Origin of the sequence: Nostoc sp. MG11, assembly GCF_014904695.1 — a bacterium.
GTDB lineage: Bacteria > Cyanobacteriota > Cyanobacteriia > Cyanobacteriales > Nostocaceae > Komarekiella.
In genome coordinates, this window is record NZ_JACXXN010000033.1 from 1 (window position 1) to 24,062 (window position 24,062).

The 24,062-nt window shown below is 41.4% G+C and carries 24 protein-coding genes; 13 read left to right on the plus strand and 11 right to left on the minus strand.

Annotated elements, in window-relative coordinates; translation table 11 throughout:
- Positions 1-74 precede the first annotated feature (74 nt).
- On the minus strand, positions 75-1,430 hold the full coding sequence (locus tag HCR01_RS28325; protein WP_193199359.1) for an NB-ARC domain-containing protein: 1,356 nt from the start codon (positions 1,428-1,430) through the stop codon (positions 75-77).
- A 135-nt stretch (positions 1,431-1,565) separates the two neighbouring features.
- On the opposite strand from HCR01_RS28325, the gene HCR01_RS28330 reads away from it, so the two are divergent.
- Positions 1,566-1,826, plus strand: coding sequence for a hypothetical protein (locus HCR01_RS28330; protein ID WP_193199360.1), 261 nt, complete (start codon positions 1,566-1,568; stop codon positions 1,824-1,826).
- Between the two features lie 13 nt (positions 1,827-1,839).
- Here the strand turns inward: HCR01_RS28330 and HCR01_RS28335 are convergent, their stop codons facing one another.
- The 3 genes from HCR01_RS28335 to HCR01_RS28345 all read right to left on the minus strand — a co-directional run bounded on the left by HCR01_RS28335 (position 1,840) and on the right by HCR01_RS28345 (position 3,975).
- Positions 1,840-2,586 carry a creatininase family protein gene (locus HCR01_RS28335; protein ID WP_193199361.1) on the minus strand — a complete coding sequence of 249 codons (747 nt, stop codon included), beginning with the start codon at positions 2,584-2,586 and terminating at the stop codon, positions 1,840-1,842.
- A gap of 734 nt (positions 2,587-3,320) precedes the next feature.
- Positions 3,321-3,593 (minus strand): cupin domain-containing protein, encoded by a 273-nt coding sequence (locus HCR01_RS28340; protein WP_193199362.1) that lies wholly within the window; start codon positions 3,591-3,593, stop codon positions 3,321-3,323.
- Positions 3,594-3,615: 22 nt separating this feature from the next.
- A complete protein-coding gene (locus HCR01_RS28345; RefSeq protein ID WP_193199363.1) occupies positions 3,616-3,975 on the minus strand; it encodes a Mo-dependent nitrogenase C-terminal domain-containing protein in 360 nt (119 codons plus the stop codon).
- Between the two features lie 575 nt (positions 3,976-4,550).
- Between HCR01_RS28345 and HCR01_RS28350 the strand changes: the two genes are divergently transcribed.
- The gene (locus HCR01_RS28350) at positions 4,551-4,739 is read left to right on the plus strand and encodes a hypothetical protein (RefSeq protein ID WP_193199364.1); all 189 of its coding nucleotides are present in this window, start codon (positions 4,551-4,553) and stop codon (positions 4,737-4,739) included.
- A gap of 93 nt (positions 4,740-4,832) precedes the next feature.
- Here HCR01_RS28350 and HCR01_RS28355 read toward each other — a convergent pair whose 3' ends face one another.
- On the minus strand, positions 4,833-5,657 hold the full coding sequence (locus tag HCR01_RS28355; RefSeq protein WP_193199365.1) for an HAD family hydrolase: 825 nt from the start codon (positions 5,655-5,657) through the stop codon (positions 4,833-4,835).
- Between the two features lie 105 nt (positions 5,658-5,762).
- Between HCR01_RS28355 and HCR01_RS28360 the strand changes: the two genes are divergently transcribed.
- From HCR01_RS28360 to HCR01_RS28375, 4 genes are all read left to right on the plus strand, one after another.
- The gene (locus HCR01_RS28360) at positions 5,763-6,584 is read left to right on the plus strand and encodes a hypothetical protein (protein ID WP_193199366.1); all 822 of its coding nucleotides are present in this window, start codon (positions 5,763-5,765) and stop codon (positions 6,582-6,584) included.
- A gap of 208 nt (positions 6,585-6,792) precedes the next feature.
- Positions 6,793-7,218 carry a hypothetical protein gene (locus tag HCR01_RS28365; RefSeq protein ID WP_193199367.1) on the plus strand — a complete coding sequence of 142 codons (426 nt, stop codon included), beginning with the start codon at positions 6,793-6,795 and terminating at the stop codon, positions 7,216-7,218.
- 10 nt (positions 7,219-7,228) lie between these two features.
- Complete coding sequence (locus HCR01_RS28370) at positions 7,229-7,519, plus strand: antibiotic biosynthesis monooxygenase family protein (protein ID WP_193199368.1); 291 nt, start codon at positions 7,229-7,231, stop codon at positions 7,517-7,519.
- A gap of 115 nt (positions 7,520-7,634) precedes the next feature.
- Positions 7,635-9,749, plus strand: a complete 2,115-nt coding sequence (locus HCR01_RS28375; protein WP_193199369.1) for a single-stranded-DNA-specific exonuclease RecJ — start codon at positions 7,635-7,637, stop codon at positions 9,747-9,749.
- Between the two features lie 182 nt (positions 9,750-9,931).
- On the opposite strand, the gene psb30 is transcribed toward HCR01_RS28375, so the two are convergent.
- Positions 9,932-10,063: a photosystem II reaction center protein Ycf12/Psb30 gene (psb30, locus tag HCR01_RS28380; protein ID WP_162395857.1), complete on the minus strand. Its 132-nt coding sequence runs from the start codon at positions 10,061-10,063 to the stop codon at positions 9,932-9,934.
- 253 nt (positions 10,064-10,316) lie between these two features.
- Here psb30 and HCR01_RS28385 point away from each other — a divergent pair, with 253 nt between their 5' ends.
- From HCR01_RS28385 to HCR01_RS28395, 3 genes are all read left to right on the plus strand, one after another.
- Complete coding sequence (locus HCR01_RS28385; protein ID WP_193199370.1) at positions 10,317-10,667, plus strand: YkgJ family cysteine cluster protein; 351 nt, start codon at positions 10,317-10,319, stop codon at positions 10,665-10,667.
- 104 nt (positions 10,668-10,771) lie between these two features.
- Positions 10,772-11,203, plus strand: coding sequence for a TMEM165/GDT1 family protein (locus tag HCR01_RS28390; RefSeq protein ID WP_193199371.1), 432 nt, complete (start codon positions 10,772-10,774; stop codon positions 11,201-11,203).
- A gap of 102 nt (positions 11,204-11,305) precedes the next feature.
- Positions 11,306-11,608 (plus strand): TMEM165/GDT1 family protein, encoded by a 303-nt coding sequence (locus HCR01_RS28395; protein ID WP_193199372.1) that lies wholly within the window; start codon positions 11,306-11,308, stop codon positions 11,606-11,608.
- A gap of 96 nt (positions 11,609-11,704) precedes the next feature.
- Here the strand turns inward: HCR01_RS28395 and HCR01_RS28400 are convergent, their stop codons facing one another.
- From HCR01_RS28400 to HCR01_RS28415, 4 genes are all read right to left on the minus strand, one after another.
- A complete protein-coding gene (locus tag HCR01_RS28400; protein ID WP_193199373.1) occupies positions 11,705-12,202 on the minus strand; it encodes a hypothetical protein in 498 nt (165 codons plus the stop codon).
- Positions 12,203-12,446: 244 nt separating this feature from the next.
- The gene (locus HCR01_RS28405; RefSeq protein ID WP_193199374.1) at positions 12,447-12,893 is read right to left on the minus strand and encodes a nitrogen fixation protein; all 447 of its coding nucleotides are present in this window, start codon (positions 12,891-12,893) and stop codon (positions 12,447-12,449) included.
- A gap of 48 nt (positions 12,894-12,941) precedes the next feature.
- A complete protein-coding gene (locus HCR01_RS28410; protein WP_193199375.1) occupies positions 12,942-13,190 on the minus strand; it encodes a hypothetical protein in 249 nt (82 codons plus the stop codon).
- 721 nt (positions 13,191-13,911) lie between these two features.
- The gene (locus tag HCR01_RS28415; protein WP_193199376.1) at positions 13,912-16,497 is read right to left on the minus strand and encodes a GAF domain-containing protein; all 2,586 of its coding nucleotides are present in this window, start codon (positions 16,495-16,497) and stop codon (positions 13,912-13,914) included.
- A 628-nt stretch (positions 16,498-17,125) separates the two neighbouring features.
- On the opposite strand from HCR01_RS28415, the gene HCR01_RS28420 reads away from it, so the two are divergent.
- From HCR01_RS28420 to HCR01_RS28435, 4 genes are all read left to right on the plus strand, one after another.
- On the plus strand, positions 17,126-17,278 hold the full coding sequence (locus tag HCR01_RS28420; RefSeq protein WP_193199377.1) for a hypothetical protein: 153 nt from the start codon (positions 17,126-17,128) through the stop codon (positions 17,276-17,278).
- A gap of 298 nt (positions 17,279-17,576) precedes the next feature.
- Complete coding sequence (locus HCR01_RS28425; RefSeq protein WP_193199378.1) at positions 17,577-17,825, plus strand: hypothetical protein; 249 nt, start codon at positions 17,577-17,579, stop codon at positions 17,823-17,825.
- 7 nt (positions 17,826-17,832) lie between these two features.
- Positions 17,833-20,289 carry a filamentous hemagglutinin N-terminal domain-containing protein gene (locus HCR01_RS28430; RefSeq protein ID WP_193199379.1) on the plus strand — a complete coding sequence of 819 codons (2,457 nt, stop codon included), beginning with the start codon at positions 17,833-17,835 and terminating at the stop codon, positions 20,287-20,289.
- A 567-nt stretch (positions 20,290-20,856) separates the two neighbouring features.
- Complete coding sequence (locus tag HCR01_RS28435; protein ID WP_193199380.1) at positions 20,857-22,419, plus strand: S8 family peptidase; 1,563 nt, start codon at positions 20,857-20,859, stop codon at positions 22,417-22,419.
- 98 nt (positions 22,420-22,517) lie between these two features.
- Here the strand turns inward: HCR01_RS28435 and HCR01_RS28440 are convergent, their stop codons facing one another.
- Positions 22,518-24,014, minus strand: coding sequence for an HlyD family efflux transporter periplasmic adaptor subunit (locus HCR01_RS28440; protein WP_193199381.1), 1,497 nt, complete (start codon positions 24,012-24,014; stop codon positions 22,518-22,520).
- Positions 24,015-24,062 lie beyond the last annotated feature (48 nt).

Genomic DNA, 24,062 nt, shown 5'->3' on the forward strand with positions numbered 1-24,062 from the left:
TCTACTATTTTTGAACGCAAATCGATGGAGTACGCTTTCATTGTCATTCTCGATGCACTAATATTTACTGTACCTCATTTACCTCGAAACTGCTGTAACATTGTTGCTGCAAAAGCGGTTTTTACTTCATCCACCTCACTTGACTCATCCAACTTCATTTGCAAAAATTGCCGAATCAGTGGATATAGACGATATATTCCTTTAGCCTGAGATTTTAATAAATGCAGTTTACACAATTCAGCTATAGCTTTCTCGCAGAGTTCTTGTTCATCATCATCTTCTATCCGCTCAACAAATAACGGAATATCAGCCAAAGCAAACAAACTCAGCCAACAGCCTAATTCTTGTGCATTTTCATCCAACTGTTCCCAACTCAATGCAAAAGCTTCAGCCACGCCATATTCATAACGCATCAATGGGTTAGCCTTGGCGACTGCTTCGTGTTCCAGTCGCTTTTTCTCCAGCCGCTTCAGCAGTGTCTCCAAAGACAAATCTGGCATTTTATCCAGATATCGCCCCACTAACTCTAATGCCAAAGGCAAATATCCCAAGAATTTACAAATTCTTCTCGCAACCCAAGCCTCCTGTTGCAGTCGTTCTCTGTCAACCAGCGATTTTAATAATTTCATCGCCGCCAATGGTTTGAGAACACCCAAAGGTAATTGTGACAAAGTTCTATCAAATCCCTGGCGCGTTGTCAGCAAGATTTTAAACCGGAGTGATTCTGGGGGTAGATAACGCTGAACCTGTTTTTTGTAGTCAGTGACATCATCAAACACCAGCAGTACTTCACCTTGTTGCCAATTTTGCCAGCAGTACTTCAGCCTATCTGCTAATTCCCAGTTGTCCGGTGCAATGAGTTTAAATTTCAATTCAGCAAATCTGAGAATCTGAATTCCCACATCTATTCCCTGTGCTGATAACCAGCAAACCCCACCTTGATAATTCTGCAAATGCTGTTTGGCGTATTGGGTAGCGAGTTCAGTTTTGCCTACTCCACCCATACCCGCCACAGCTACAATGGCAACTTCCTGAAATGTTTGTAATTGCTGGTGCAGGTTTTGTAGTTCCGCCTCACGTCCCACAAATTTTTCAAATGGGACAGCAGGGGGAATATTTTGATGAATTTCTTTAATTGTGGGGTGGGCATCTTGCCCGCCATTATATTTCCTTGTCAGGCAAGCCCGTAACTTTTCTAGCTTACCCCGCCTTTCAGAATTGGCTAACTCAGGATAACTCTGGGCGAATTTGTCATAAACCTCAGTCATCCGTTTTTTGAAAGCAGCAGCGCCGATGTTCAACTCGCTGGCAACTTTTGCCTCACTCTTACCTGAGTTTTCAGTCTTCAAACGCTCTACAAAAGCTGCCGTTTGCTCTGGAGATAAGCTATGAGTAGCAGCTTCTTGTGCTAGAAAATCAGCCCATTGCATAGACGGCTTGTGAGATTTCTTCTCGATTCTACTTAATTTCTACTTTATCTCTACTTTGTCTACATCTTTAGGGAATCTCCTCTCTTCAACGCAGAAATATCATTTGCATAGAAACATTTAAAAGAGGTTCAAGCCGTGAAAACTGCCTTAACAACTCCAGTCAACTCCAATCAAACTACTCAAACTTCCCAATTGATCCCCGTCTCGTCAACATCGCTAGAGAAACCATCTACCTGGATGCGAGACGGGTACAGTCCTACTGAAATCATCCTTGCAATGGCAATTTTGACTTCATTATCGATTGGGGGAATTGCTACTGTGATAGTTGCGATTACGGGTTTAGTCAAAACTCTAGTACCCGTGATGGTGCGCCCGACAAGCGAAAAAACTAAGTAGCTCTTGCCTTTCTTTAATCTGCGTTCACAAATTCCAAATAATCATTGCTAAGCTCCTTCACCGCCAAGTCATAGAATTGCTTCCCATGTTCCGGTGTAGCCAAGCTAGGATTTGATCCCATGCGTCCATCTGGGTAATGCGCTCGAAAGTTAGCAGCACCATAAATTCTGTGTCCAGTTCCAACTTCTGGTGAGAGGGGTGCTTGCTTAATCGCCTCTGGATAAACGTATTGGGTGAGCGCTACTTCACTTGGGGTGGCATGAGAGCCTTCTTGGTTGCCATATAATTCTTTAGCAAGCTTATAAACAGAACCGCACATAAACCAGTTAGCCACTTGACATTGCACCCGTTGGGCATTCGCAATCTGCAAATCTTCTAAGTGGGCGTAAGTTTCCGAGAAAGCAGCTTTGAGAGTAGCAATATTGCCGCCGTGTCCGTTGATAAAGTAGAACTTGGTAAAACCAGCTTTAGCTAAACAAGTTACATACTCTTGAACTACCCGAATCAAAGTACTGGGACGCAGACTGATTGTCCCAGGAAAGGCGGTGTGGTGCAGTGCCATCCCCACATTGATTGTAGGGCCAACGATCGCCTGGGTTGCATCACCGACACCACGGGCGATCGCTTCTGCACAAATCGCATCAGTGCCAATTAATCCCGTTGGCCCATGTTGCTCAGTGGAACCAATAGGTAAAATAATACCCTGAGACTGCTGTAGATAAGCTTCGACTTCCTGCCAAGTACTTAAATGAAGTAACATTTTTTATAATTTTCCTCATTAAAATTGCGGTAGGAAACAACCTTTGCTTGATAGATCACATCTTCTATGATTAATTCCCCACTAGTACAATTATGAACTCTCTATCTTTCACATGGAGTTAATCACTATGAAATATCGTTATTTCTGCCAAATTTTGATTGGGTTAAGGTAGATTCTTGCTCTACAATAGTCTTTTCATCACACCATTTTTGGCGTGACATTATGTATTAAATCAAACTTCTCAAATGAGCAAGCGCTATTTTTAGCATTCATTCTACCAAAAAAAATAATGGTAATGAAAGTATCGACAGATATATTTTAAAAAGTTTCCGGCGATTATTTTTTCAGTTTATTAAAAATGATTTATCTATCACTTTTGTTAACAATCAGATAAAATCTATTAACCTTAATTTCAATAGCAATTTTAATGAATATCCAGGCAGCAAGAATTACGACAAAGATGAAGCCACAAAATCCTACAATTATACTTTGGGCTGTTAGCCATCAATTTAGCAATAATTAGTAATAAATTTCTGCCAAATATTATTTAGGGGATGAAGTTGCAACGAGTTTTGTAATATACGGATACAAGTAGTTTACTAATGCCACTTTATCCTACGACTCTCGTTGCGAACCTCCCTACAATCAAAATCTGAACTGAGTTATGAGATGTTTGGGTTTTAGAAAACAAAGCAGATAAAAATGCTTCGGAACCAGCACATCTCTACTTTTGATTAATCAAAGTAATAATGTTTTTTCACGTCACTTGTTATTTCCCATACACAGGACATACCAGCAGGAAAAGTTACTAAATCGCTTTTACCCATCTGCACTGGCTGTCCACCATCAGGAGTAACAGTTACATCACCTTCTAAAAAGTAACAAGTTTCTTGAGAATCATACGTCCAAGGAAACTTTGATATTTCCTTTTTCCAAATTGCCCATTTGGACACACCTAATTGATTAAGACGCTCTTGACTGGGTTGATGCTCAATTTTAATTTCCATGCCATGTTTACTTTGGTTATTTTCAGCAGTAGGACTGAATATCTTCTCCACACTGATCTACTAAATAACACAAAGCGCGAAAACGCAAGCCTACAAGTTGATCATAAAGGGGATTGAGCTTGCACATGGGGGGAATATGTCCAATTTTGCGACCAAACAGCATCACATCACGCTCAAAGGGACACTGAGCAGGAATCAGTTTAGCAATAAACTTAGCTAATTTAGGATTCGGAATTTCGAGTTTGTCAAGCCATATACGTAATGGTTGCAGTAAATCTAATTTAGGCTGAGCAAACTTGTTTTTAGCCCCTACTTTCTGGTTTTCTCCTACAGCATTAATAAAAGCAGGGAAAACAATACGCCGATTATTTGTTTTGATCATTGTTGTAAGCAAGGTTTTCCTTGTGTTGATAAACTATTCGCCAATTTGAGATGTTACTGGGCAACATATTTCTGTCATTTGTTTTGTGCTTATATATATGAAACAAGCACAAAACAAATAATTAACATGGAGTTTTGGAACAGGTAAATGGTTTAACTAATTGATATTTAAACCCACCAAATTATGAATAACTGTCCCACTAAATACAAAATAACAAAGAAATTATAAAAATGGTATTTCTTTAACTTATTAATTGCTGACACCCAAAAGAGCAATGTCATATCTTGAATATAAATGTTTGGTTTTGAAACTACACAGTACCTTGAGATGTACTTTTGCAGACAAAATTGCGGTTTTGCTCTGACTCCAGCTAGAGATTCTAGGATTAGCCCTTCATGAAAACAGATTCTAGGGTATTGAGTATCAAATGAAATGTCATGGATGTTACATAAACTGACCTGGATATTATTTAATAAGTTGCAAAACCCGGTTTGATAAGTACAAGCTAATACATTTGTGCAATGAACTGTAATTTAGGTAAAAATGGTTACAGAAATCTGGAAAGAATACTGTGTTTGAACCCAAATAAGACCGAAAATTTAGAGCTTGGTCTACCAATATTTGTTGACAAAGCTACTATTGTATATGTTCCTATAAAAAAACTATCTTTGGTGATGCCAGCTGCGGGCTATGCCTACGCAGCTGTAAACGACGTAATTGCTATGGTCGGTGGTAAAAAAGAAATATGGCGATCGCATTATTAATCAGTTAATCAGCAGTAACAGAAACGACAATTTTAAGCCTATACCTTAGCGAAACCTCGCTACTAAACTATTCTAGAGCAAGTTTAGCGCTCCCTAACTTCTGGGTATTTCCAAGCTTTTTAGAAGATAACTAGATAATTCACAAAATCCTTCTCCTTCGGCAGATGTAGTTACATAAGCAGGCTGATATTGCAATTTATTGACATATTCCAGCACATTTGCCACGCCCACAGAAACCGGAAAATAACTCTGATTAAACAAGCTTTCATCATTGGGGCTATCGCCAACGGTGACAATTTGTTCTGGCGAATACTCCAGCAAGTATTCACGCAATACCTGCAACAAGCCCAGAGCCTTATCTTGCCCTTGGGGTTTAATATGGCACTGCACATTGCTGTAGGTGAATCCCCAACCCATCTGCTGACAAAGATTATCCAGGGTTTGTAGTTCACTAAAACTCAAAGCAGCTACATCAAAAGTCCAGTCAGTAATGCGAAAGCAATTGTCAGCAGATTCCTGAATTTGGGGAAATTTGGTTTGTAATTGCTTAAAAGCTGTAGCCAAATGCTGGCGATGTTCAGCTAAATCGGGAATAGGTGTTAAGGTTAGTGGTTTCTGGTTCTTGGATGGAAAGAATAAACCGCCATTTTCTGCCATAGCCCCTGCAATCGGCATCAAGCTACTCAATCCACTTACCCAACCGGCTGAACGTCCCGTGACAATTAGCACTTGGATGCCAGATGCAGCTAAATCCTCCAGCGCTTGCAAGAGTGTAGCAGTAAATTTTCCTCGTTTAGTTAGAGTGCCATCCATATCTGTGGCAACAAGACGAATATTGCTCAAGCAAGTAGATGAAATCTCAGACAAGGGTCTTAGGTTTGTTGAACCCCCAGCAGGGACGCTCAAGTGTCTGGACATATGCAGTTTGAGAAAAGCTGTAAAAAATATTAATGGTACAGCAAGATGGTATTCAAGATTTGGGCATCCTAAAAATCAGGAGTCAAGTTTTTCAGTTTGTCAACTATGCTCACTTCGATGTTTCTTGCCCAATCCCCAGGGTCAAAGACTAAAAAGGCATTTCAGGAAGTGCCAACAAGCGATCCTCAAACACCACCTTTTTTAGTGATAACCTCTGGAGGGTTGGCTTTAGCGGTGATTGCTTTGATTGTGTATAGCAAACTCCAGATGAATCAGCTGGAGAAAAAAATCAGGTTTGAAAAATTCCGCGTGCGAGAACTAGATAAAAAGTTTAAGCTGGCGCTAGAAACAATTCGCAAAATGGAAACTAATCCCGATTTGGTCAACTCACGGGACTTTAACCTAGATTATCTGCGAATGCGGATGTCAGAGGAGGTGTTTCATTTTGCAATCCTTAATCAAGTTAAGATCAAGGTCAAAGATAAAATTTCTCAAGCTCTGCGTCCAAATCAAGCTCAACAAGGAACATTAGGAATTGCTAATAGTACTGGACGACAGGTCGATGAAACTTTTGATGTAGAGTATGAAACTGGTAGCCCAACGAACCCTGCTAAGCGAGTACTGTTTCGCATCCAAATCCGGTTAATGAAGTTACCGACGCAAGCGACTTCTGCAACTATTAGCCAAATTATTGACTGCATTGAAACTTACCTGAGTCCAATAGAAGATGAAGATACTTGGCAACCGACAATTCAAGGTCGGATTGCTTCCATGCATTGGGATCAAAAGGCTAAACCTACACCTCTTTTAGTGCTAGAACAATCGAATGAAGGCGTGAATGTGACTTTTCGCACTAGTCGCCAACCAAATGCTCCAACTCAACCTCAGCAACCTGGAATCAAAAAATCAGGCTCGGCTAGACAATAGACCTGCTTTAAAACTTTGTTTTCAGTATTCCTTGTGATTCGCTAGATTAAATATTCTTATTGACTAAAAACACTGTAACGATGATACGGAATTATTTTGAGCGCTTTGGCAAGTTTTAAGTAAATAATTTGACATACGTAATCCACAAATAAGTGTGTATAATTCTGTAATTAGGTATTAAAATTTACAGACTTTTAATTGTTATTTCATGTTGAAGCTAGTACCAGTTACCTTAATAGCAACAGTTCTCAGCCTTGCATTAATAGACAACCCCAGCGCTACATTGGCTGGAACCTGCGCTTCTAAGTGCGGTTCACGCCCAGTTCAGTTTATACCTGGTCAACGTGTCCGCTTGGAAGTGGTAAATACCACATCTGGCTTAGTAAAACTAGAGAAACTGCAAGGAACCGCTGCAATTCCCTTGCAACCTCGGCAGAAATTACAATTGGAGCAAGAAGACGGTACACAACCAAATGTCTCTCTTGTATTCTGGGATGAAACAGGGTTGCCACTCCAAGCAGTTGTTTCTAAACTAAACTTTGGTACATTACGTCTAGAAATCCGTCCTGGTAATAGTTACCCAGGCGATCGCTCTCTCTACATACTCAACGATGGTCGCGTAAACGTATTTTAAAACCCACATTATGATTTTGGAAGCAGTAATGCTCAGCGTAAAAAATACTACAGAGCAAGATTTTGAAAGCGCTTTCCAACAAGCCTCAGATCTGATTTCGTCGATGCATGGTTATATATCCCATGAACTCCATAAATGTCTTGAAGTTAGAGGCAAATATTTATTGTTGGTGAGATGGGAAACTTTAGAGGCGCACACAGTCGGATTTAGAGGATCTCCTGAATATCAGGAATGGAAACAACTTCTGCATCATTTTTACGATCCATTTCCGATAGTTGAACATTTTGAACTCATCTTATAAAGTAAACAGCTGGTAGAGTTTTTTGACTTTTGGGTATAAGTAACCAGAAGGGTGAAGCCATACTTCACCCTTTTGACTGTAAGCTAATACCTGATAGCTGACAGCTAATAGCTAAATGCCTGATAGACCTTCATCCGAACCCCCAAAACGCCACAGACGCTTGCCTGATCAGCGCTGGCAGATTTCCCCACAGCAAACGGAATTAGCCCAAAAGCTGGCGGTTGCGACAAATATCTCACCCACAATCAGTCAGCTGTTGATTAATCGCGGTATTGAAACACCAAAACAAGTAGAAACATTTTTAGATCCAGAGTCTTTAATCTTGCCTTCACCACTAGAAGAATTCCCAGATTTGGCGATTAGTTTGGAGTTATTGCAAGAGGCGATCGCTTGTCAAAAAAAAATCGCCATTTGCGGTGATTACGATGCTGATGGCATGACTAGCACTGCTTTATTATTGCGTAGTCTCCGCGCTTTAGGCGCACAAGTAGATTACGCTATCCCCAGTCGGATGCATGAAGGCTATGGCATTAATAAACGCATTGTTGAAGAATTTCACAGCGAAGGTGTATGGCTGATTCTCACTGTAGATAATGGCATTTCAGCATTTGAACCTATTGCCAGAGCTAGAGAACTGGGTCTTGCGGTTATTATCACCGATCACCACGATATTCCCCAACAATTACCACCAGCTAATGCTATCCTCAACCCCAAATTGATAGCAGAATCTTCACCATATCGCGGTGTTGCTGGCGTTGGTGTTGCTTATATCCTAGCTGTGTCTTTAGCACAACATCTCGGTCAGATGCAAGGTTTGATTCAGCCAATGTTAGCACTGTTTACATTGGGAACGATCGCAGATTTAGCTCCCTTAACTGGTGTGAATCGCCGCTGGGTGAAACGCGGTTTACAGCATTTACCGAAATCTCAATTACCTGGAATACAGGCTTTAATTCAGGTAGCTGGGGTGCAGGCGCGGGGAGAGGGGGAGAGGGGGAGAGGGGGAGAAATAACTAATGGTTCCTATCTGCCAAAATCCCAAATCCCAAATCCCAAATCGTTGAAGCCAGAGGATATTGGGTTTCGCCTAGGGCCGCGAATTAATGCTATTGGTAGGATTGGTAATCCCCAGACAGTGATTGAACTGTTGATTACAGATGATATGGGGGTAGCGCTGGAACTCGCAATGCAATGCGAACAAACAAACACCAGTCGTCAGCAAATGTGTGAGCAAATTGAACAAGAAGCGATCGCTTATGTAGAGACAGAATTTTTTACCTCTCTACAACAAGATCGTGTGTTATTTATTGTTCAACCCAACTGGCATCATGGTGTTATTGGAATTGTCGCCTCCCGCTTGCTAGAACGCTACGGCGTCCCGGTGTTCATCGGTACTTATGAGGACGAGGAACACATACGCGGTTCAGCAAGAGGAATTCCAGAGTTTCATGTGTTTGAAGCTTTGGAACATTGTCATGATTTACTTGGCAAATTTGGCGGACACAAAGCAGCCGGCGGATTTTCTCTAAAGGCGCAGAATTTACAGGCGTTGCGATCGCGTTTGAGTGAGTTTGCTAACCAGTGTCTTGAACCCCAGCACCTTAAACCTCTACTCAAAATTGATGCTCAACTCAATCTTAATGAAATAAATCAGCAGTTTTATCAACAGCTTAATGCCCTACACCCTTGCGGTATGGACAACCCTGATCCGATATTTTGGACACCTAATGTTCAAGTAGTTGAGCAACAAACCATTGGCAAGGGTCACATTAAACTAACACTCATCCAAAATATTGATAATCAACAGTATAAAATCAAGGCGATCGCCTGGCGTTGGCGCGACTATTTCCCTCTACCACTACGAGTGGATGTTGCATACAAACTACGAGAAAACCACTTTAACGGCAACACCACCATCGAGCTAGAGTTAATAGGTGTAAGACTCACACAGTCTCACCAAGTTTTTACCTCGCCACGTACCCCATCAAGTACCACCTTTGAATATCACCAGCGTCAGTATACTTGTGGTTTTTATAAAAATGGTTTGGGAACAGAATTAAGAATTAAAAATCCTGAAGGCAAAGTCTTAGTTATGCAGCCAGGATATATTATTGGTTTACTAGGTACTAATCGTGAGAATGCCAAAGAAGTTGATTTATCTCAACCACAGTATGACAGTATTATCCAAGCTGCCCTTAAAGCATTATCAGTCCTGAGTGCTGAGTTATGAGTTATGAGTTATGAGTTTTAACTTCAACAATTTTCTTCAGTTCAGCAACGCCAGTTGCCACAATCGAGGGAACCCCGAAATTCTTAATCGGAGGAAGCCGTCGCTCAGACTTCTCTCCTGCAACACACTGGCTCCTTTACACTTCTTTCTACTAAGCACTCACTACTCAGCACTCAGCACTCTTATAGATTTCCGTTGCGAAATGCCAGCACAAAGATTACCACTGGCCCAGCAATTATAATTAGAGCCACAGATAGTAATTGGAAAATAACTTCCCAATTGATACTGGTGAAGGTGTTAAATAAAGCGTCCATTTTTTCTCTTTTCCTCTCAATAGCCTTAAAAAATTCAATAGCTCAGTTGCAAAACCCGCCTTCGATCATATCCGGCGAGCGCCAGTCGCATTTAATTTACTTCACAAAAGTATAAGAAAAAACATAAAAACGTAAAATAGAGGGACTAACAACTCTTAACAAGGGGAAAAGGATGGTTTTTCCTTTGCCCCCTTACCCCCTTACCCCTTTCCCTTTACCCAATTCTCAATACCCAATCCCCAATCCCAAACAAATGGCAACTTGGCAATGTGTAAAACAATGTGGAGCCTGCTGTAATCTTGACCCAGCAGAGCGTCCAGACTTAGATCAGTATCTTTCACCAGCAGAACTGGAACTATACCTCAGCATGGTAGGTGAAGGAGGATGGTGCGTTAATTTAGACCGTACCACACGAGAATGTCGCATCTATACTAATCGTCCTCGTTTCTGCCGCGTAGATCCAAAAATATTTCAAGATATGTATGGGATTGAGCCAGAAGAACTCAACGATTTTGCCATTGACTGCTGTCGCCAGCAAATAGAGGGAGTATATGGCGATCGCAGTTTAGAAATGCTCCGCTTTGACCAATCTGTTGGGCTGTGATTTCGTTTCTCACTCTCTTCCTACTTTGTGGGGTTGCAATTTATTACAAGAATCTGAGAATATGATAAGAATATGAAAGTAACCTAGGAAGAAAATTACTGCCTGTGAAACTTGATTCTGCACCTTTGGGCTTTTCTGGCATATCTCAAACTGAGATCGAGCTAGAACTGGAAGACAGCATCGATTCTAAATTAACTACTGCGACGCTAATTGAGCCAGTTCAGCCTGTAGTTGCCGATAGTCCTCAAAAGCAGCAATCAGCAGTGGTAATTTTTGGTACAACCTTCATCACCATTTTTCTAGCAGAAATCGGAGATAAGACTCAGCTATCCACTCTGTTAATGAGTGCAGAATCTCATTCACCGTGGATAGTATTTATGGGATCTGCGGCTGCACTGATAACCACTAGTCTATTAAGTGTACTTTTAGGTAGTTGGATAGCTAGCCGACTCAGCCCGAAAATTGTAGAAAAATCGGCAGGAGTGATGTTGCTGGTGATTTCTCTAATGCTATTTTGGGACGTGTTTCACGGATAGTCATTTGTCAAGAGTCAAGAGTCAAAAGGTATTTTCTTGCCCTGCCCCTCTGCTCTGTTTATCCCCTACTTTCTCTCCATTCCCCACTCCCCCTTAATCAATATGGACTGGCATCTTTTAGGATTGAGCTTTATTACAGTTTTTTTATCAGAGTTAGGTGACAAAAGTCAGTTAGCGGCGATCGCGCTTTCCGGGCGTTGTCAATCTCCGCGCGCTGTATTCTTCGGTGCAGCAGGCGCATTACTATTAACAAGCCTTTTGGGAGCATTAGCAGGGGGAGCAGTAGCAGAATTATTACCCACACGCTTATTGAAAGCGATCGCTGCTGTCGGGTTCGCTATCCTCGCTGCACGCTTGCTGTTTTTTAACAATGAAGCTTCCTCGGATTCTGAGCAAACGCCCTAACTAAATCCTTTAGATTGTGCATTTAGATAAGCCATACAGCAAAAAGACGCCAAGTATTTCTTAGCGTCTTTGTGATTTCTATGTAAGATTTAACCTTTAAAATTGCTGTCGCCAGCACCAGCTTAAAAGTGTGCCACCAGCTAATAGCTTGACTATTTCTAATAGCCAATAACCACCATGCAGTAAATTCATTGTCGATGGAATTGCAGCAGCGGCTTCAAATAGATTGAGTTGAACTCCTATGGCGCACATTTGCGGAGTTAAGAAATAGGTGTCAAGCAGAGCTATAGTTAGCAGCAACGCAGATAAAACAATACCGCCAAGACGCCAGTGAGATTGAGTTTTGCTTAAAGCCAGCGCCCCAGTTAATACCACAGCAGCAGATAATAATTCCATGCGATTAAAATTCCAAAAAATCACATAGCCTGCTGTAGTAAAACCAGCTTGATTCATCATTCCAGAAAGATAAAGACTAGGCATAATTACCCAATCTAAAACTACACTGGCACTGAGCCAAAAGCCCAAAGTCAGCATGATGGCGGTTTGCCAAATTGGCCGCTTTAATTGAAAGCTAGAACTAGAAATAGCAGTCATAAAATAATTGCCTGTGTTGTACTTTTAGTGTGTAGCCTTACCAGTTAGTTTGACAACAAATATCAATTATCCTTTACAAAGTAATTGCCACCTCAAAAGCGATCGCTGTTATTTTTGGCTAAATCCTAATATCTTTGAATTTTGCTTGAGAAATATTACATTAAAATAAATTTCTTCAATTTAGAAAAACCTGTAAAAAATCAGTCCAAGTATAATTTTGGACTGAAAAATAAAAATTACTCATTTAAGTTAATGAACTAGCTTTAGGTATTGCTATTTCATGCATTAATTCAGACGCATTGTAGTTATCAGTGATAACTTGTGGACAACGCATACAGGCTGCCCTGCCTTCTTGTTGCCACCAACGACAATCTCGGCGTATGGAACAGGGAGGCAGTTCCGCTGCTACTGTGGGCAATTTCTCGACAATGTGCATTGCTAGGCGACAGTCTCTACCATCAAAATGCTGGCAACCTTTAGCCGCGCAGGGTGCTGCCGTCCGAAAAACTTCAGCGGGTGTAACTGGGCTAACTTTTGCCATCAGTTCATCTGTCACAAGTGTCGGCTGCTTAAGATAAGCTACACGGGGTTCTGTCACCGTCCCACTGATTAAACCAAAAACAACACTATCCGCCATTTCTGGTCTAGCACTTGGGCAAAGTGTGGTCTTATTAGTACCAATATTTTCCATCAGTAGAGCCTCCAACAAAGAGTACTTTTTTAACTTGAAGGCTGTAAACTAAGCTACTGGCGGATTAGTGGCAATTATCCCAACTGTAATCGGCGGCTTAACTGGCCGTTTAGGTGGTGTGTAAACAGAAATAGGCTGAGCAACCAGAGTCGAACCACCTACAATGTTTGCTGCTTCATCATCAGATAAAGTTGGCAAAGTATCTTCTAAATGTAAAGCTTCGTTCCGTCTTGCTACTGCATTCTCAACTGCTTGTTCAAGCAAATCTGTAATTTCAATTCTTTGTTTCCTTTCCATATCTATGCTCCTCTTAATTTTGGGAACTTGACTAAATTAGGTCTAAGCGCTAAGTAGTATTATTGCTTAATTATTCCTTAAATTGTAGACAATAAGAAAGTTCTTCAGCTAAATGTTAAAACTTTATATTCCATAGAAATAAACTATTTATGTCCCTAAAATTTTATAAATTATCAGTTGTTTATTACTACTTTTCCAGTCTACACCTCTGTATTTTGTATAATATTCCTGCTTAAGAACCTGTAGTTAATCCAGCCTTAAACTTCCATATTATTAAAGTCTCACATCTTGCAGCATTTTCACGAAGTCAGAGGGACGAAGGATCATCCTTCTTCCTTCTTGTTCAAGGCAGGTAAGACACCCAGCGCTACAACAAATTTAGAACTTACGCACTGAAGCCTGAAACCTAGATCCCCCCTAGCCCACGCCAGTCGCTTCACTTGGGGAGACCCCATCGCCTTTGGCGTCTCCCCTTGGGAGAAGACCGCGCTGGCTCCCCTTTTTAAGGGGGGAACTTCTAAAGCCCCCTTTTTAAGGGGGTTGGGGGATCTGAGTGCGTAAGTCCTGAAATTATTGCAAGAGTGTATCTTTTATAGAGGCGCAAAGCTAGCTTTATGCCTCTACCGCTGTATCCAAATGAAAGCCGTTAGAGTTAAATATTAACAAAAAATTGAAACATTTATGTCTCAAATATTTCTGAAAACAATAATAACTACAGAGCTTATTTCTCATGAAATGTCCAGACGCCCTCATCCCAATCTGCATCTGATGGGGGTGATTGCAACCAATGCTGACAACGTCGCAGATGTAACATAGCAGCTTTGTCATTCTTATCAGCTGACAAAACTTTGGCAAACTCGGCTTTAGCAAAGGTAAACTGGCGATTTAGATAATACTCGCGTCCTTTGTGATAATGCTCAATCACTTGCAATTTTTCGCTACTAATTGGCTCAGAACGCAAACTTACCAATTCGTATATGGCCACTGGCTCATTTCTACCCTTGACGCGAATGTAATCTAGTTCCCTCGCCCAAATATCATCTTGGCAAGGTTGATAAGTGTTATCGCTAATAATAATGTCGCAACCATATTGTTTACTAACACTTTCTAGTCGGGAGCCAAGATTAACACCATCACCAATGGCGGTAAATTCCATCCGCTTACTAGAGCCAATATTGCCACTGATCACGGTATCAGAATTGATGCCAATACCGATATTAATCCTTGGTTTATTAGCTATATAACGACGTTGATTAAAATCTTGTAGGCGATGGCGCATTTCTAGAGATGTTTGCACTGCCATCCAAGCGTGTTCTTCTAATGGTAAAGGAGAACCAAACACAGCCATGATCGCATCACCGATGTATTTATCAAGAGTACCTTTATGTTTAAAAACTGCCTCTACCATTGATTCAAAATATTCATTGAGCATACTCACCACTTCTTCTGCTTCCAAGTTTTCTGTCAAAGTAGTGTAACCACGAATATCAGAAAATAAAATTGAAACTTCTTTGCGATCGCCTCCTAATTTAGCATCATCCAATTTCAGCAATTCTTCCGCTAATTCCTGGGTCATATAGCGGTACATTGTACTTTTGAGGCGCTTTTCATCACTGATATCTTCCATCACAACCAGCGCCCCACGGACTTGCTGTTGATCGCTAGCATCAGCAATTGTGTTAATCGATAAATTAATACTGTGCTGTTCTGTACCAGTGGTCAGGAGTGTGCGATCGGGGTAATATTGCTGACGACTTTTTAAGTCTGTTCCATGTAAAGCATCCTGACACCACTTGCTAAAGTCGCTTTCTTTGATGCCAATCACATCATTAACTAATTTACCTTCTAAACGGTCTTCTAATTCCAGCCCCAGCAAACGTTTGGCACTTTCATTTGCAGCGATAATTAACCCGGCTTTATCAGTAGAAACCACTCCATTGGAAAGACTACGCAGAATGTCCCGCTGCATTTGTTCTTGTTGTTTGACTGTGGCAAATAACTGAGCATTTTGTAATGCCACACCCGCTTGAATATTAAAAGCTTCCATGAACTCTTCATCGTTGCGGTCAAAGCTAGCTTGGAAGCATTCGGGAGCCTTGGGCCAATACGCTGGATTATAAAGCGGAAAATCCCCTGATTTCTTTTTATTTACTAGCTGGGTAACACCAATTAATTCTTGATCGGCGTTAAACACTGGCATACACAGTAAACTACAGGTGCGATAGCCATTTTGCTGGTCAATTTGTTTGGCTGTCTCAGAATCAGGATGCTCATATAAATCAAAGGGAATATTCAGCTTTTTGCCAGAAGCAGCTACTATGCCAGCAAAGCCTTTACCTACAGGTATTCGCAACTCTTTTGTTGAGCCATCGTCTTGGGTGATTTTCGTCCATAATTGATGACGATCGCGGTCTATTAACCATAGGGTACTGCGATCGGCGTTCATCAGTTCCTTCGCTTCATCCATCACCCGTTTTAGAGTATCTTCTAAATCAAGACTGCTTTGAGAGAGCGACTTAATCGCTTTCATCAGCGCCGCCACCGCTCTTTGTTTTTGGGTTGCTACATAAAAAGAGCGCGACGACTCTAAAATCAGTCGAATTGAAGGAGCAAATTCTTGAAATAATTGTTCGTCAGCACTTGTAAAGCCTTTGGTATCAATGCGCTCTGCAAGTGGAGCATCTGGATTATTAACAGAGTTTAATTTATTTAGTAATTGCACCACTGCAACTAATTGCCCATGTTCATTCAACAGTGGCAAAGCCAGCATGGTGTAAGTGCGATAGCCAGTTCTTTTTTCTTGTTCCTGGGCAAAATGCGATCGCGGATCGTTATAAAAATCAAAAGGAATATTGATAACTTGCTTGAAAGTGGCAACTTCACCACCAATGCCTTTATCTGCTGGGATGCGAATTTCTAAAGAGCGATCACCCTCTGCCTCCGCTACTATTGACCAGAGTTCTTTTTTTTCTTCATCTAATAAAAATATTGTCGTGCGATCTGCCCCCAGTAATTCCCCGGTTTTCAAGGTAATTGAATGCAACATTTCTTGCAGAATTGTTTCAAACCCCTGATAATCAAGCATTGACAGGGTTTGATGGACAATCTGTAATTTTTGCTCGACATCCTTAACAACCTGTTTAAAAGTATCCTGAGTTAGAGGAGCAAGAAACGTAGAAATAGTTCCTTGCCTTGTGGCAAGAGCACCCACAGGAGCAGAATTTGGTTGTAAGTCATGGTTTTCTTGGTTACGAACACCAATCATCAAATCGGCGGTTTCCCCAGAACTACCTTGATACGCTGACATAACTACCATTTGATATAACAGGATTAGATTTTAGTAGGATGTTTAACAATGCAATTAAATTTATGTAAGTAGTGCTAAAAGCAACAATTGCTAGACATTATCCACAGTTTAGTCGCTTGTACAGTTAGCGTCATCCTGTAGAGCAAGGGGGATAAACTATCCAAAATTACTTGCACAACCGCCACAGCCTCACCCTCTACCTTCAAAAGCGGTGTAGTTTGCCATTCACATTCAGTAACCGGAATTTTCCTAACCTCCTGCGTGAAAACTGGCTATGGAAGTACAATCCAGTAGAAATTTCGCCATTGTGGATTACTTATGAAGCTTAACAGCCCACTAAAGAACAGTTCGGTGTAAGTAATCTGCCAAATCCATTGAACATCCAACCTGAAGATGCATTAGCTCGGCGTTGTTGAATCCAGGTATGAATTTACCGGGCTACGCCCCGCTTCTCTACGAGACGCTCCGCGAATGCTAACACCCAGAGACGCAGCGAAAAGTTCTGTTCGCCTCCGGTCTCCGTCAGGAGAAGGAGGGTTAGCCCGACCCAGGAAACTTTTCAAGACAGAGGCGCAGAGAGTAAAAGTTTAAGATGTTAAGTTTTGAAATTTCATACTTCAATTCAGCAATGCCATTAGCTCTAACTAATCTGCGATCGCTAGGTTTGCAGATATTACCATCTCACTTCACTATCATCTACTTGACTGGCAATACTTGTGCAGGTAATGTATACTTTGTTCCCAAATATACGGTTAAACTAACAGTTTCCTGTTCAAAATAGTCAGGTTGCCAGATTGAGATAGCAGCTGCTTCTTGTACTGGATACGTCTAATAAATTAATCTTAGTAGTCTATACGCAGTTAAGATGTTTAACTTACAAGAGTATAAAGTTGTGTAACAAATGTTTGGCTATTGCATAAAACTTACATAAAAGACGTAGATATAAAAGGAGACACTAAATTTCCGTCAGAAAAATTTCTAGATTACTAAGCTGCTTTTTGGTTTTCATTAATCTTCAGAGCAATTCATTTCCCAATGTTTGACTCAATTGCTGTTTTGTGAAAGAGGTAAATTTACAGATGATTTATAGATCAGGGCTAGCAAGTACTTTGGTGAAGAGTGGAGTAATGATTGCTTTTGCAATCCACGATCCACCTGATCCACGACCTTTACTACCTAAAATACAACCACTTACTGTCCCCAAAAAAGTCCCTAGCCAGTCTCCAGATACATCTAACCCCAGTCAGTCTCCAGATACATCTAACCCCAGTCAGTCTCCAAATACATCTAACCCCAGTCAGTCTCCAGATACATCCAACCTTATATAAGAAATAAATGACTCAAAGTGGCAAAGGTTGCTATTGGCAATTGGTTTTAGCAAGTCCTTTAATAACTGCTGGGGCATTAGCCTTTAGCATCGTCTCTCCTTTTGCAAATTCTGCCTTTGCCCAGAGTCTCATTACTCCAGATAACAACTTAGGAACTGAAAACTCTCAGGTTATTGAAAACTACCTTGGTAATCCTAACGAAGCTCTGACGGGTGGGGCAACTCGCGACAACAATCTTTTCCACAGTTTTCAGGAATTCAACGTTAGAGAAGGAAGATCTGCTCTTTTTTTGAGTCCCGGTAATATTCAGAATATTCTAGTTAGGGTAACGGGTAGTAACCGCTCCGATATTCTAGGCAAGCTTGAAACTTCTACTGGGTCTAATGCCAATTTATTTTTGATTAATCCTAACGGAATTATCTTTGGGCCAAATGCCACACTCAATGTAGGTGGTTCGTTTTTGTCCAGTACAGCAAGCGGGATCAAGTTTACTGATGGCACAGTTTTTAGTGCTACGGATCCCCAAACACCACCCTTGCTGAAAATGAGTGTACCAATTGGACTGCAATTTGGAAGAACTGCGGGAGAGATTTATCAGCAGGGAGCACTAGAGGTTCCAGAAGGTAAAACTTTGGCGTTGGTGGGTGGCAACGTCACCCTTAGTGGCAACGATAAAAATGATCTGAATCGTAGAACTCTAAAAGCACCAGGTGGTCAGATTGCTGTAGGAGGAATACTGGGAACAGGAACAATCGGGCTGAACTTAGATAGCAACAACCAACTCTTAAGCTTTCCTAATGATGTAGTGCCAGCAGATGTATTACTCAGCAATCTAGCTGTTGTTTTGACCGATGGCAATAGCGGTGGTTATATCCAGCTCCAAGGCAAGCATATTACGCTCACTAATGCTTCACTAATTCAAGCAGACAATAAAGGTAATCAAAACGGTAGAGGAATATCTATCCAGGTAGAGCAGTTAACTCTAAAAGACGGCTCGCAAATAAAAGCTTTTGCTCGTGAGGGTACGGGATCTGGTGGTAGTTTAACAGTAAGGGCAACTGACTCTATTCAAGTGATCGGAACTCATGCAGATGGTTCTCCTAGTGCTTTGTTGACTCGGACTGATGATGAAGGTACGGCAGGCCCTTTGACTATTGAAACTAGAAAGTTAATTATTGAAAATGGAGGAAATGTATCAACTACTGCTTTTCGGGGTAAAGGTAACGGGGGAACATTGACAGTAACCGCCTTAGATTTTGTAAAAGTGAGTGGAAATTCTGCTTCTTCTACAGAGAATCCTAGCGGCTTATTTACTCAAACTCGAACTACCGGAAATGCAGGTGCTTTGACAATTAACACTTCTGCATTGATTGTTCAAGATGGAGCAGTAGTATCAGCTGGTACTGGTAGCAATAGTCAGGGCAAGGGTGGGACTTTAACTATAAATGCCTCTAACTTTGTTGAAGTGAGCGGAACATCACCAATTGGTAAGTTTCCCAGTGGTTTATTTGCTCAAAGTAGAGGTAGCGGAGATGCAGGTTCTATTTTACTTACCACAAGGCAATTGATTGTGCGGGATAAGGCTGAAGTAACTGTAGCCGCCTTGGGTTCAGGGAATGCAGGCAACCTGGATATTGCAGCTCGCGAAATCCGTCTAGATGAAGGAAAACTGCTGGCTGATACAAAATCAGGGAATGGTGGCAATATTACACTGAAATTACAAGACTTGTTACTGTTACGTAATAATAGTCAAATCTCTACTACGGCGGGTACTGAGGCTGCTGGTGGTGGGAATGGTGGCAATATCACTATAGATACCCCTAATGGCTTCATCGTTGCTGTTCCTGATGAAAATAGCGACATCAGCGCTAATGCTTTTATGGGTTCTGGTGGCAAGGTCGAAATCGCAGCTTATGGTGTCTTTGGTATAGAACCACGTAGTCGAGAAGACTTAGCCAGACGCCTGCAAACCAACGAGCCAGCAAAACTAGACCCACGACAACTACAAACTAACGACATCACGGCAATTTCCCAAACAAACCCTACTTTAAACGGTGTGGTAAATATCAACACCCCCGGTATCGACCCTAATGAGGGATTAACCAAATTGCCAACCCAACCAGTTGAGCCAAAAGTAGCCCAAGTTTGTAAAGCTGGTACAGGCCGAAATCAAAACAGTTTTACCATCACTGGCCGCGGTGGCGTGCCTTCTAGTCCTACGGAACCCCTCAGCGCTGATGCTGTTTTAGCAGATTGGATTACTCTTGACATTAGCAAAACTTTATCTAATACACCTGTTACGCAAAATCCCACTAAGCCCAACCCAGAAACCATCGTCGAAGCTACAGGGTGGGAAATAAATGCTAAGGGAGAGGTAGTTCTCACTGCTAATGTATCCAATATTGAACCTCATAATTCCTGGCAAAAGTCAACTGATTGTAGTGAGCTTCAAGCATCGTTTTAAACTATGAGATGAGGTAGTAGTTTTAGAACGCTTCTGAAGCATCAGTAACAATAGACCTCTTGCATAAATGCTTAAATTGTCATGTTGAGCCGAGCGAAACATCTCGGAGATTCTTTGCTGCGGAACTAAGGCGTAGCTTGGCTTTTGCGTAGGGGTACACTCCACTACGTTCTGGTCAGAATGACACTAATAGTTTTCTGACTTTTGCAAGAGGTCTAATCTTGAGAAAATATTTTCCTTTGTGGAATAAAAAACTACGCCCACTTTTTCGCATGGTCTTTAGGCGTGAGGAATGGGACATTGGTAATTATTCCCTGTGCCATATGCGGGGAGTGGCTTGACGACAACGCCCACAAGAGGACGAGGTATTTCGCCTATAAATCAACTCTTAATAAGAATCACACTTTTCATAGTGTTTTTTTGTAATAAAATTAGCATTTTATTCTCATTTTTCATAGTAATTATTGGCAATAGAAGATTTTTCATGTATTAAAACCTTTTTTCGGCGAAGGTTTTAACAGATTAATTTGTCAAAAAAAGATTGCTATCTTTGAGGAGAAAATACTTATGCCCATTGATGATATTAGTAAAAATTTGTTGTCGAATCAAGGGCTAAATTTTACTCCTATTTCCTCAGTAGATAGCTTCAATAGTAAGGATGACTACGGCTTGAGTCTCAGCGGACGTAGTAGCTTCAACTCAGCTATCAATAGTTTAGAAGCAGATGATACTAATGTGCGATCGCTCAATAGTAGTGGTTCAGAAAATGTTACTACTACTGCTTCTAGTACTGGGAATTATAACTCTACCTATGGCTATGGCTTAATTAATGGAGCAGCAGCCGTGGCTCAAGCTGCTGGTAGAAATACTTTTGCTGATGTTCCTGACCTTGGTGGCAATAATTGGGGAGCAGATCTTGTGAAAACTCCAGAAGTTTGGGCACAAGGGTACACAGGTAAAGGTGTTGTTGTCGCTGTTGTAGATACTGGGGTTGACTACAACCATGAGGATCTAAAAAATAACATCTGGACGAATACCAAGGAAATAGCTGGAAACAGTATTGATGATGATGGCAATGGCTATATTGATGATGTTTACGGTTGGAACTTTGCCAACAACAATAACAACATCCAAGACAATAATGGTCATGGTACTCATATTTCTGGCACGATCGCAGGAGAGAATAATAACTATGGTGTCACTGGCATTGCTTATGATGCCAAGATTATGCCAGTCAAAGTTTTGAATGAATCTGGCTCTGGTTCCTCTACTTCTGTAGCTAATGGCATCTACTACGCTGTAGACAATGGAGCTGATGTCATTAACCTCAGCCTAGGCAGCAATTATTCTAACCGCACTCTCAAGTCAGCCGTTGAATATGCTAGCAGCAAAGGAGTGATTGTTGTTATGGCAGCAGGTAATGATGGCGAATCATTACCAGACTATCCTGCTCGTTATGCAAACAAGTCGGGTATTGCAGTCGGCGCAGTTGATCGCAATAACACAATAGCTGATTTCTCGAATCGATCTGGCAGCAATGAAATTACTTATGTTACAGCTCCAGGCATTGGTATTTACTCCTCAGTGCCAGGAAATCAGTATGGCAGATATAGCGGTACATCTATGGCAACTCCCCATGTTGCTGGTGTAGTTGCGCTGATGCTCAGTGCTAACCCCAATCTGACTGATGCTCAAGTACGTCAAATCGTCACAGAAACGGCAGGAAATAGTACACAAGCTTCAACTTCTAGTTTTGATAGTTTCGATGTTAATTCTTTGGTGAATCAGACAATTACACAGACAGAAAATTATCTGACACCAGCTTCAACTTCTAGTTTTGATAGTTTCAATGCTAATTTTTTGGTAAGTCAGACAATTACACAGACGGAAAATTATCTGACACCAGCCAATAATTTTAATACCATTTATCAACTTGAAAATAATGACATGTTGGTTAATTCAGAATCATGGTTGCAATTCCAATACTATGACCAGGTTCTAAGCACCAATACCAACATTCCCGATGGCAATAATGATAATAACAATGGCAATAATCCTGATTTTGGCAACCTACTACAGATAATCCAACGACGAATAGAGGCGTATAGAAAATTGTTGGGTTTTAGTTGAACTGGGGATTGGGGACTCTTAAGAAGGGTAAAGGGATGATTTTTACCTTTCCCCTTTACCCCTTTCCCTTTCCCCAATGCCTAATGCCCAGTTCAAACCTATCGCACTGAAAATGCCTCGTTAAACCGCCGCGTTACAGGCTCGGTGATGAATGTCAAAATCGACTTTTTACGTGTGACAATTTCACCGCTTGCTGCCATACCTGGTGTAAATTCTACATTTTTACCCTGTACGTTAACTGAATGTTTGTTGAGTTTAATTCTTGTGGGAAAAACTAAGCCTAATTCTTTATCAACAATTGAATTCGGACTAACTTGCACGACTTCGCCTGCAATAGTACCAAATTCCTGGAAGGGGAAAGTTGCCATTTTTACTTTTGCCTTCATTCCCTGACGTATAAACCCAATATCACGGTTAAGGACTTTCACCTCTAACAGCATTTCTTCACCTTCGGGTAAAATTGAGAGCAATTCTTCACCCGATTGTACTGGGCCTTTAGTCGCTTTGACTCTGTAAATCGTACCGTCAAAGGGAGCCTCGATTGTTTCTAAAGCTTGTTGCTTTCTCGCCTGCTCTAGTTCACCTTGAACGGTGGTCAATTCTTCTTTGCGCTTGTTCATTAGCGTCAAAATTTCACTTTGGCGTTCTGATGCTACGCGCTGGGCTTGATTGCGTGCGGTTTGATAGGCTTGTTCAGCTTGGCGAATTTCTTGGATTTGAGCAGCAATATCTTTTTCTAGGGATGTAACTTTGTCTTGAGCCTCTGTTATTCTATTTTGGGCGTTGACTACTTCATCTTGGGCTTTGGTGATATCTGTCTTTGCACGAACTAATCTTTCTTGTGCTTCGAGGTAATCGACTCTTGGGACAGCGCCAGGAGAAATTAAGGTGCGTAAATTTTCTTCTCTTGATTGAGCGATCGCCAAGACACTTTCAATTTTGACGCGGATACTTTCAACATTAGCCAGATTGGTCTTGGCGTTACCGACACTGCTTTTGGCGTTGACTAAGTTGTCTTGCAATCGGGTCAACCGGACTTTCGCCTGATCGATGAGTGCCAGTTGACGATTTGCTTCGGCTTCCGCCCCTGCTTGACGCGCTTGGTAGTCTTGCAGGCGAGAGTTTAAAAGTTCATCTTGCAGTTTTGTACCAGCAATTTTGCCGCCAGTGCGTTCTGCATCTAAACGTTGCAAGTCGTCCTGAATCAATTTAGTAGATTGAGCGAGGCGGGTTACATCGGTTTTTTGTAAGTCTGGATCTTTTTGAACTAAGATTTGACCTTTGGTGACGCGATCGCCTTCTTGCACTCTGACAGCAACAATTGACCCCCCGCCCAAGGATGTCACAGGTCTTACCTGTGTGGAAGCAATTAATTCCCCTGGTGCTGTCGCTACTTCATCGACTTTCGAGAAGTGCGCCCAGGCGATCGCCCCAAAAACGATGACGCTAATTGTCCCCGCCAATAATCTCGTATATAAGGGTGGTAATTCCTGTACAGCCTTCCCCAATTCAAAAGTTAGTTGTTCTTCTGGTTTGGCGAAGCGCTCTTTTGTTTGACGTGCTTGAGCAGCATTTGTAGCTATGGGAGATCTCATAGAATTTTAGATTTTGGATTTTGGATTTTAAATTATTGGGGATTGGGG

What these genes read in the sequence shown, in the direction of transcription:
- HCR01_RS28325 (WP_193199359.1), bottom strand. Translation starts at nt 1,430, where the DNA reads ATGCAATGGGCTGATTTTCTAGCACAAGAAGCTGCTACTCATAGCTTA.
- HCR01_RS28335 (WP_193199361.1), bottom strand. Translation starts at nt 2,586, where the DNA reads ATGTTACTTCATTTAAGTACTTGGCAGGAAGTCGAAGCTTATCTACAG.
- HCR01_RS28340 (WP_193199362.1), bottom strand. Translation starts at nt 3,593, where the DNA reads ATGGAAATTAAAATTGAGCATCAACCCAGTCAAGAGCGTCTTAATCAA.
- HCR01_RS28345 (WP_193199363.1), bottom strand. Translation starts at nt 3,975, where the DNA reads ATGATCAAAACAAATAATCGGCGTATTGTTTTCCCTGCTTTTATTAAT.
- HCR01_RS28355 (WP_193199365.1), bottom strand. Translation starts at nt 5,657, where the DNA reads ATGTCCAGACACTTGAGCGTCCCTGCTGGGGGTTCAACAAACCTAAGA.
- HCR01_RS28360 (WP_193199366.1), top strand. Translation starts at nt 5,763, where the DNA reads ATGCTCACTTCGATGTTTCTTGCCCAATCCCCAGGGTCAAAGACTAAA.
- HCR01_RS28365 (WP_193199367.1), top strand. Translation starts at nt 6,793, where the DNA reads ATGTTGAAGCTAGTACCAGTTACCTTAATAGCAACAGTTCTCAGCCTT.
- HCR01_RS28370 (WP_193199368.1), top strand. Translation starts at nt 7,229, where the DNA reads ATGATTTTGGAAGCAGTAATGCTCAGCGTAAAAAATACTACAGAGCAA.
- HCR01_RS28375 (WP_193199369.1), top strand. Translation starts at nt 7,635, where the DNA reads ATGCCTGATAGACCTTCATCCGAACCCCCAAAACGCCACAGACGCTTG.
- psb30 (WP_162395857.1), bottom strand. Translation starts at nt 10,063, where the DNA reads ATGGACGCTTTATTTAACACCTTCACCAGTATCAATTGGGAAGTTATT.
- HCR01_RS28385 (WP_193199370.1), top strand. Translation starts at nt 10,317, where the DNA reads ATGGCAACTTGGCAATGTGTAAAACAATGTGGAGCCTGCTGTAATCTT.
- HCR01_RS28395 (WP_193199372.1), top strand. Translation starts at nt 11,306, where the DNA reads ATGGACTGGCATCTTTTAGGATTGAGCTTTATTACAGTTTTTTTATCA.
- HCR01_RS28400 (WP_193199373.1), bottom strand. Translation starts at nt 12,202, where the DNA reads ATGACTGCTATTTCTAGTTCTAGCTTTCAATTAAAGCGGCCAATTTGG.
- HCR01_RS28405 (WP_193199374.1), bottom strand. Translation starts at nt 12,893, where the DNA reads ATGGAAAATATTGGTACTAATAAGACCACACTTTGCCCAAGTGCTAGA.
- HCR01_RS28410 (WP_193199375.1), bottom strand. Translation starts at nt 13,190, where the DNA reads ATGGAAAGGAAACAAAGAATTGAAATTACAGATTTGCTTGAACAAGCA.
- HCR01_RS28415 (WP_193199376.1), bottom strand. Translation starts at nt 16,497, where the DNA reads ATGTCAGCGTATCAAGGTAGTTCTGGGGAAACCGCCGATTTGATGATT.
- HCR01_RS28420 (WP_193199377.1), top strand. Translation starts at nt 17,126, where the DNA reads ATGCCATTAGCTCTAACTAATCTGCGATCGCTAGGTTTGCAGATATTA.
- HCR01_RS28425 (WP_193199378.1), top strand. Translation starts at nt 17,577, where the DNA reads ATGATTTATAGATCAGGGCTAGCAAGTACTTTGGTGAAGAGTGGAGTA.
- HCR01_RS28430 (WP_193199379.1), top strand. Translation starts at nt 17,833, where the DNA reads ATGACTCAAAGTGGCAAAGGTTGCTATTGGCAATTGGTTTTAGCAAGT.
- HCR01_RS28435 (WP_193199380.1), top strand. Translation starts at nt 20,857, where the DNA reads ATGCCCATTGATGATATTAGTAAAAATTTGTTGTCGAATCAAGGGCTA.
- HCR01_RS28440 (WP_193199381.1), bottom strand. Translation starts at nt 24,014, where the DNA reads ATGAGATCTCCCATAGCTACAAATGCTGCTCAAGCACGTCAAACAAAA.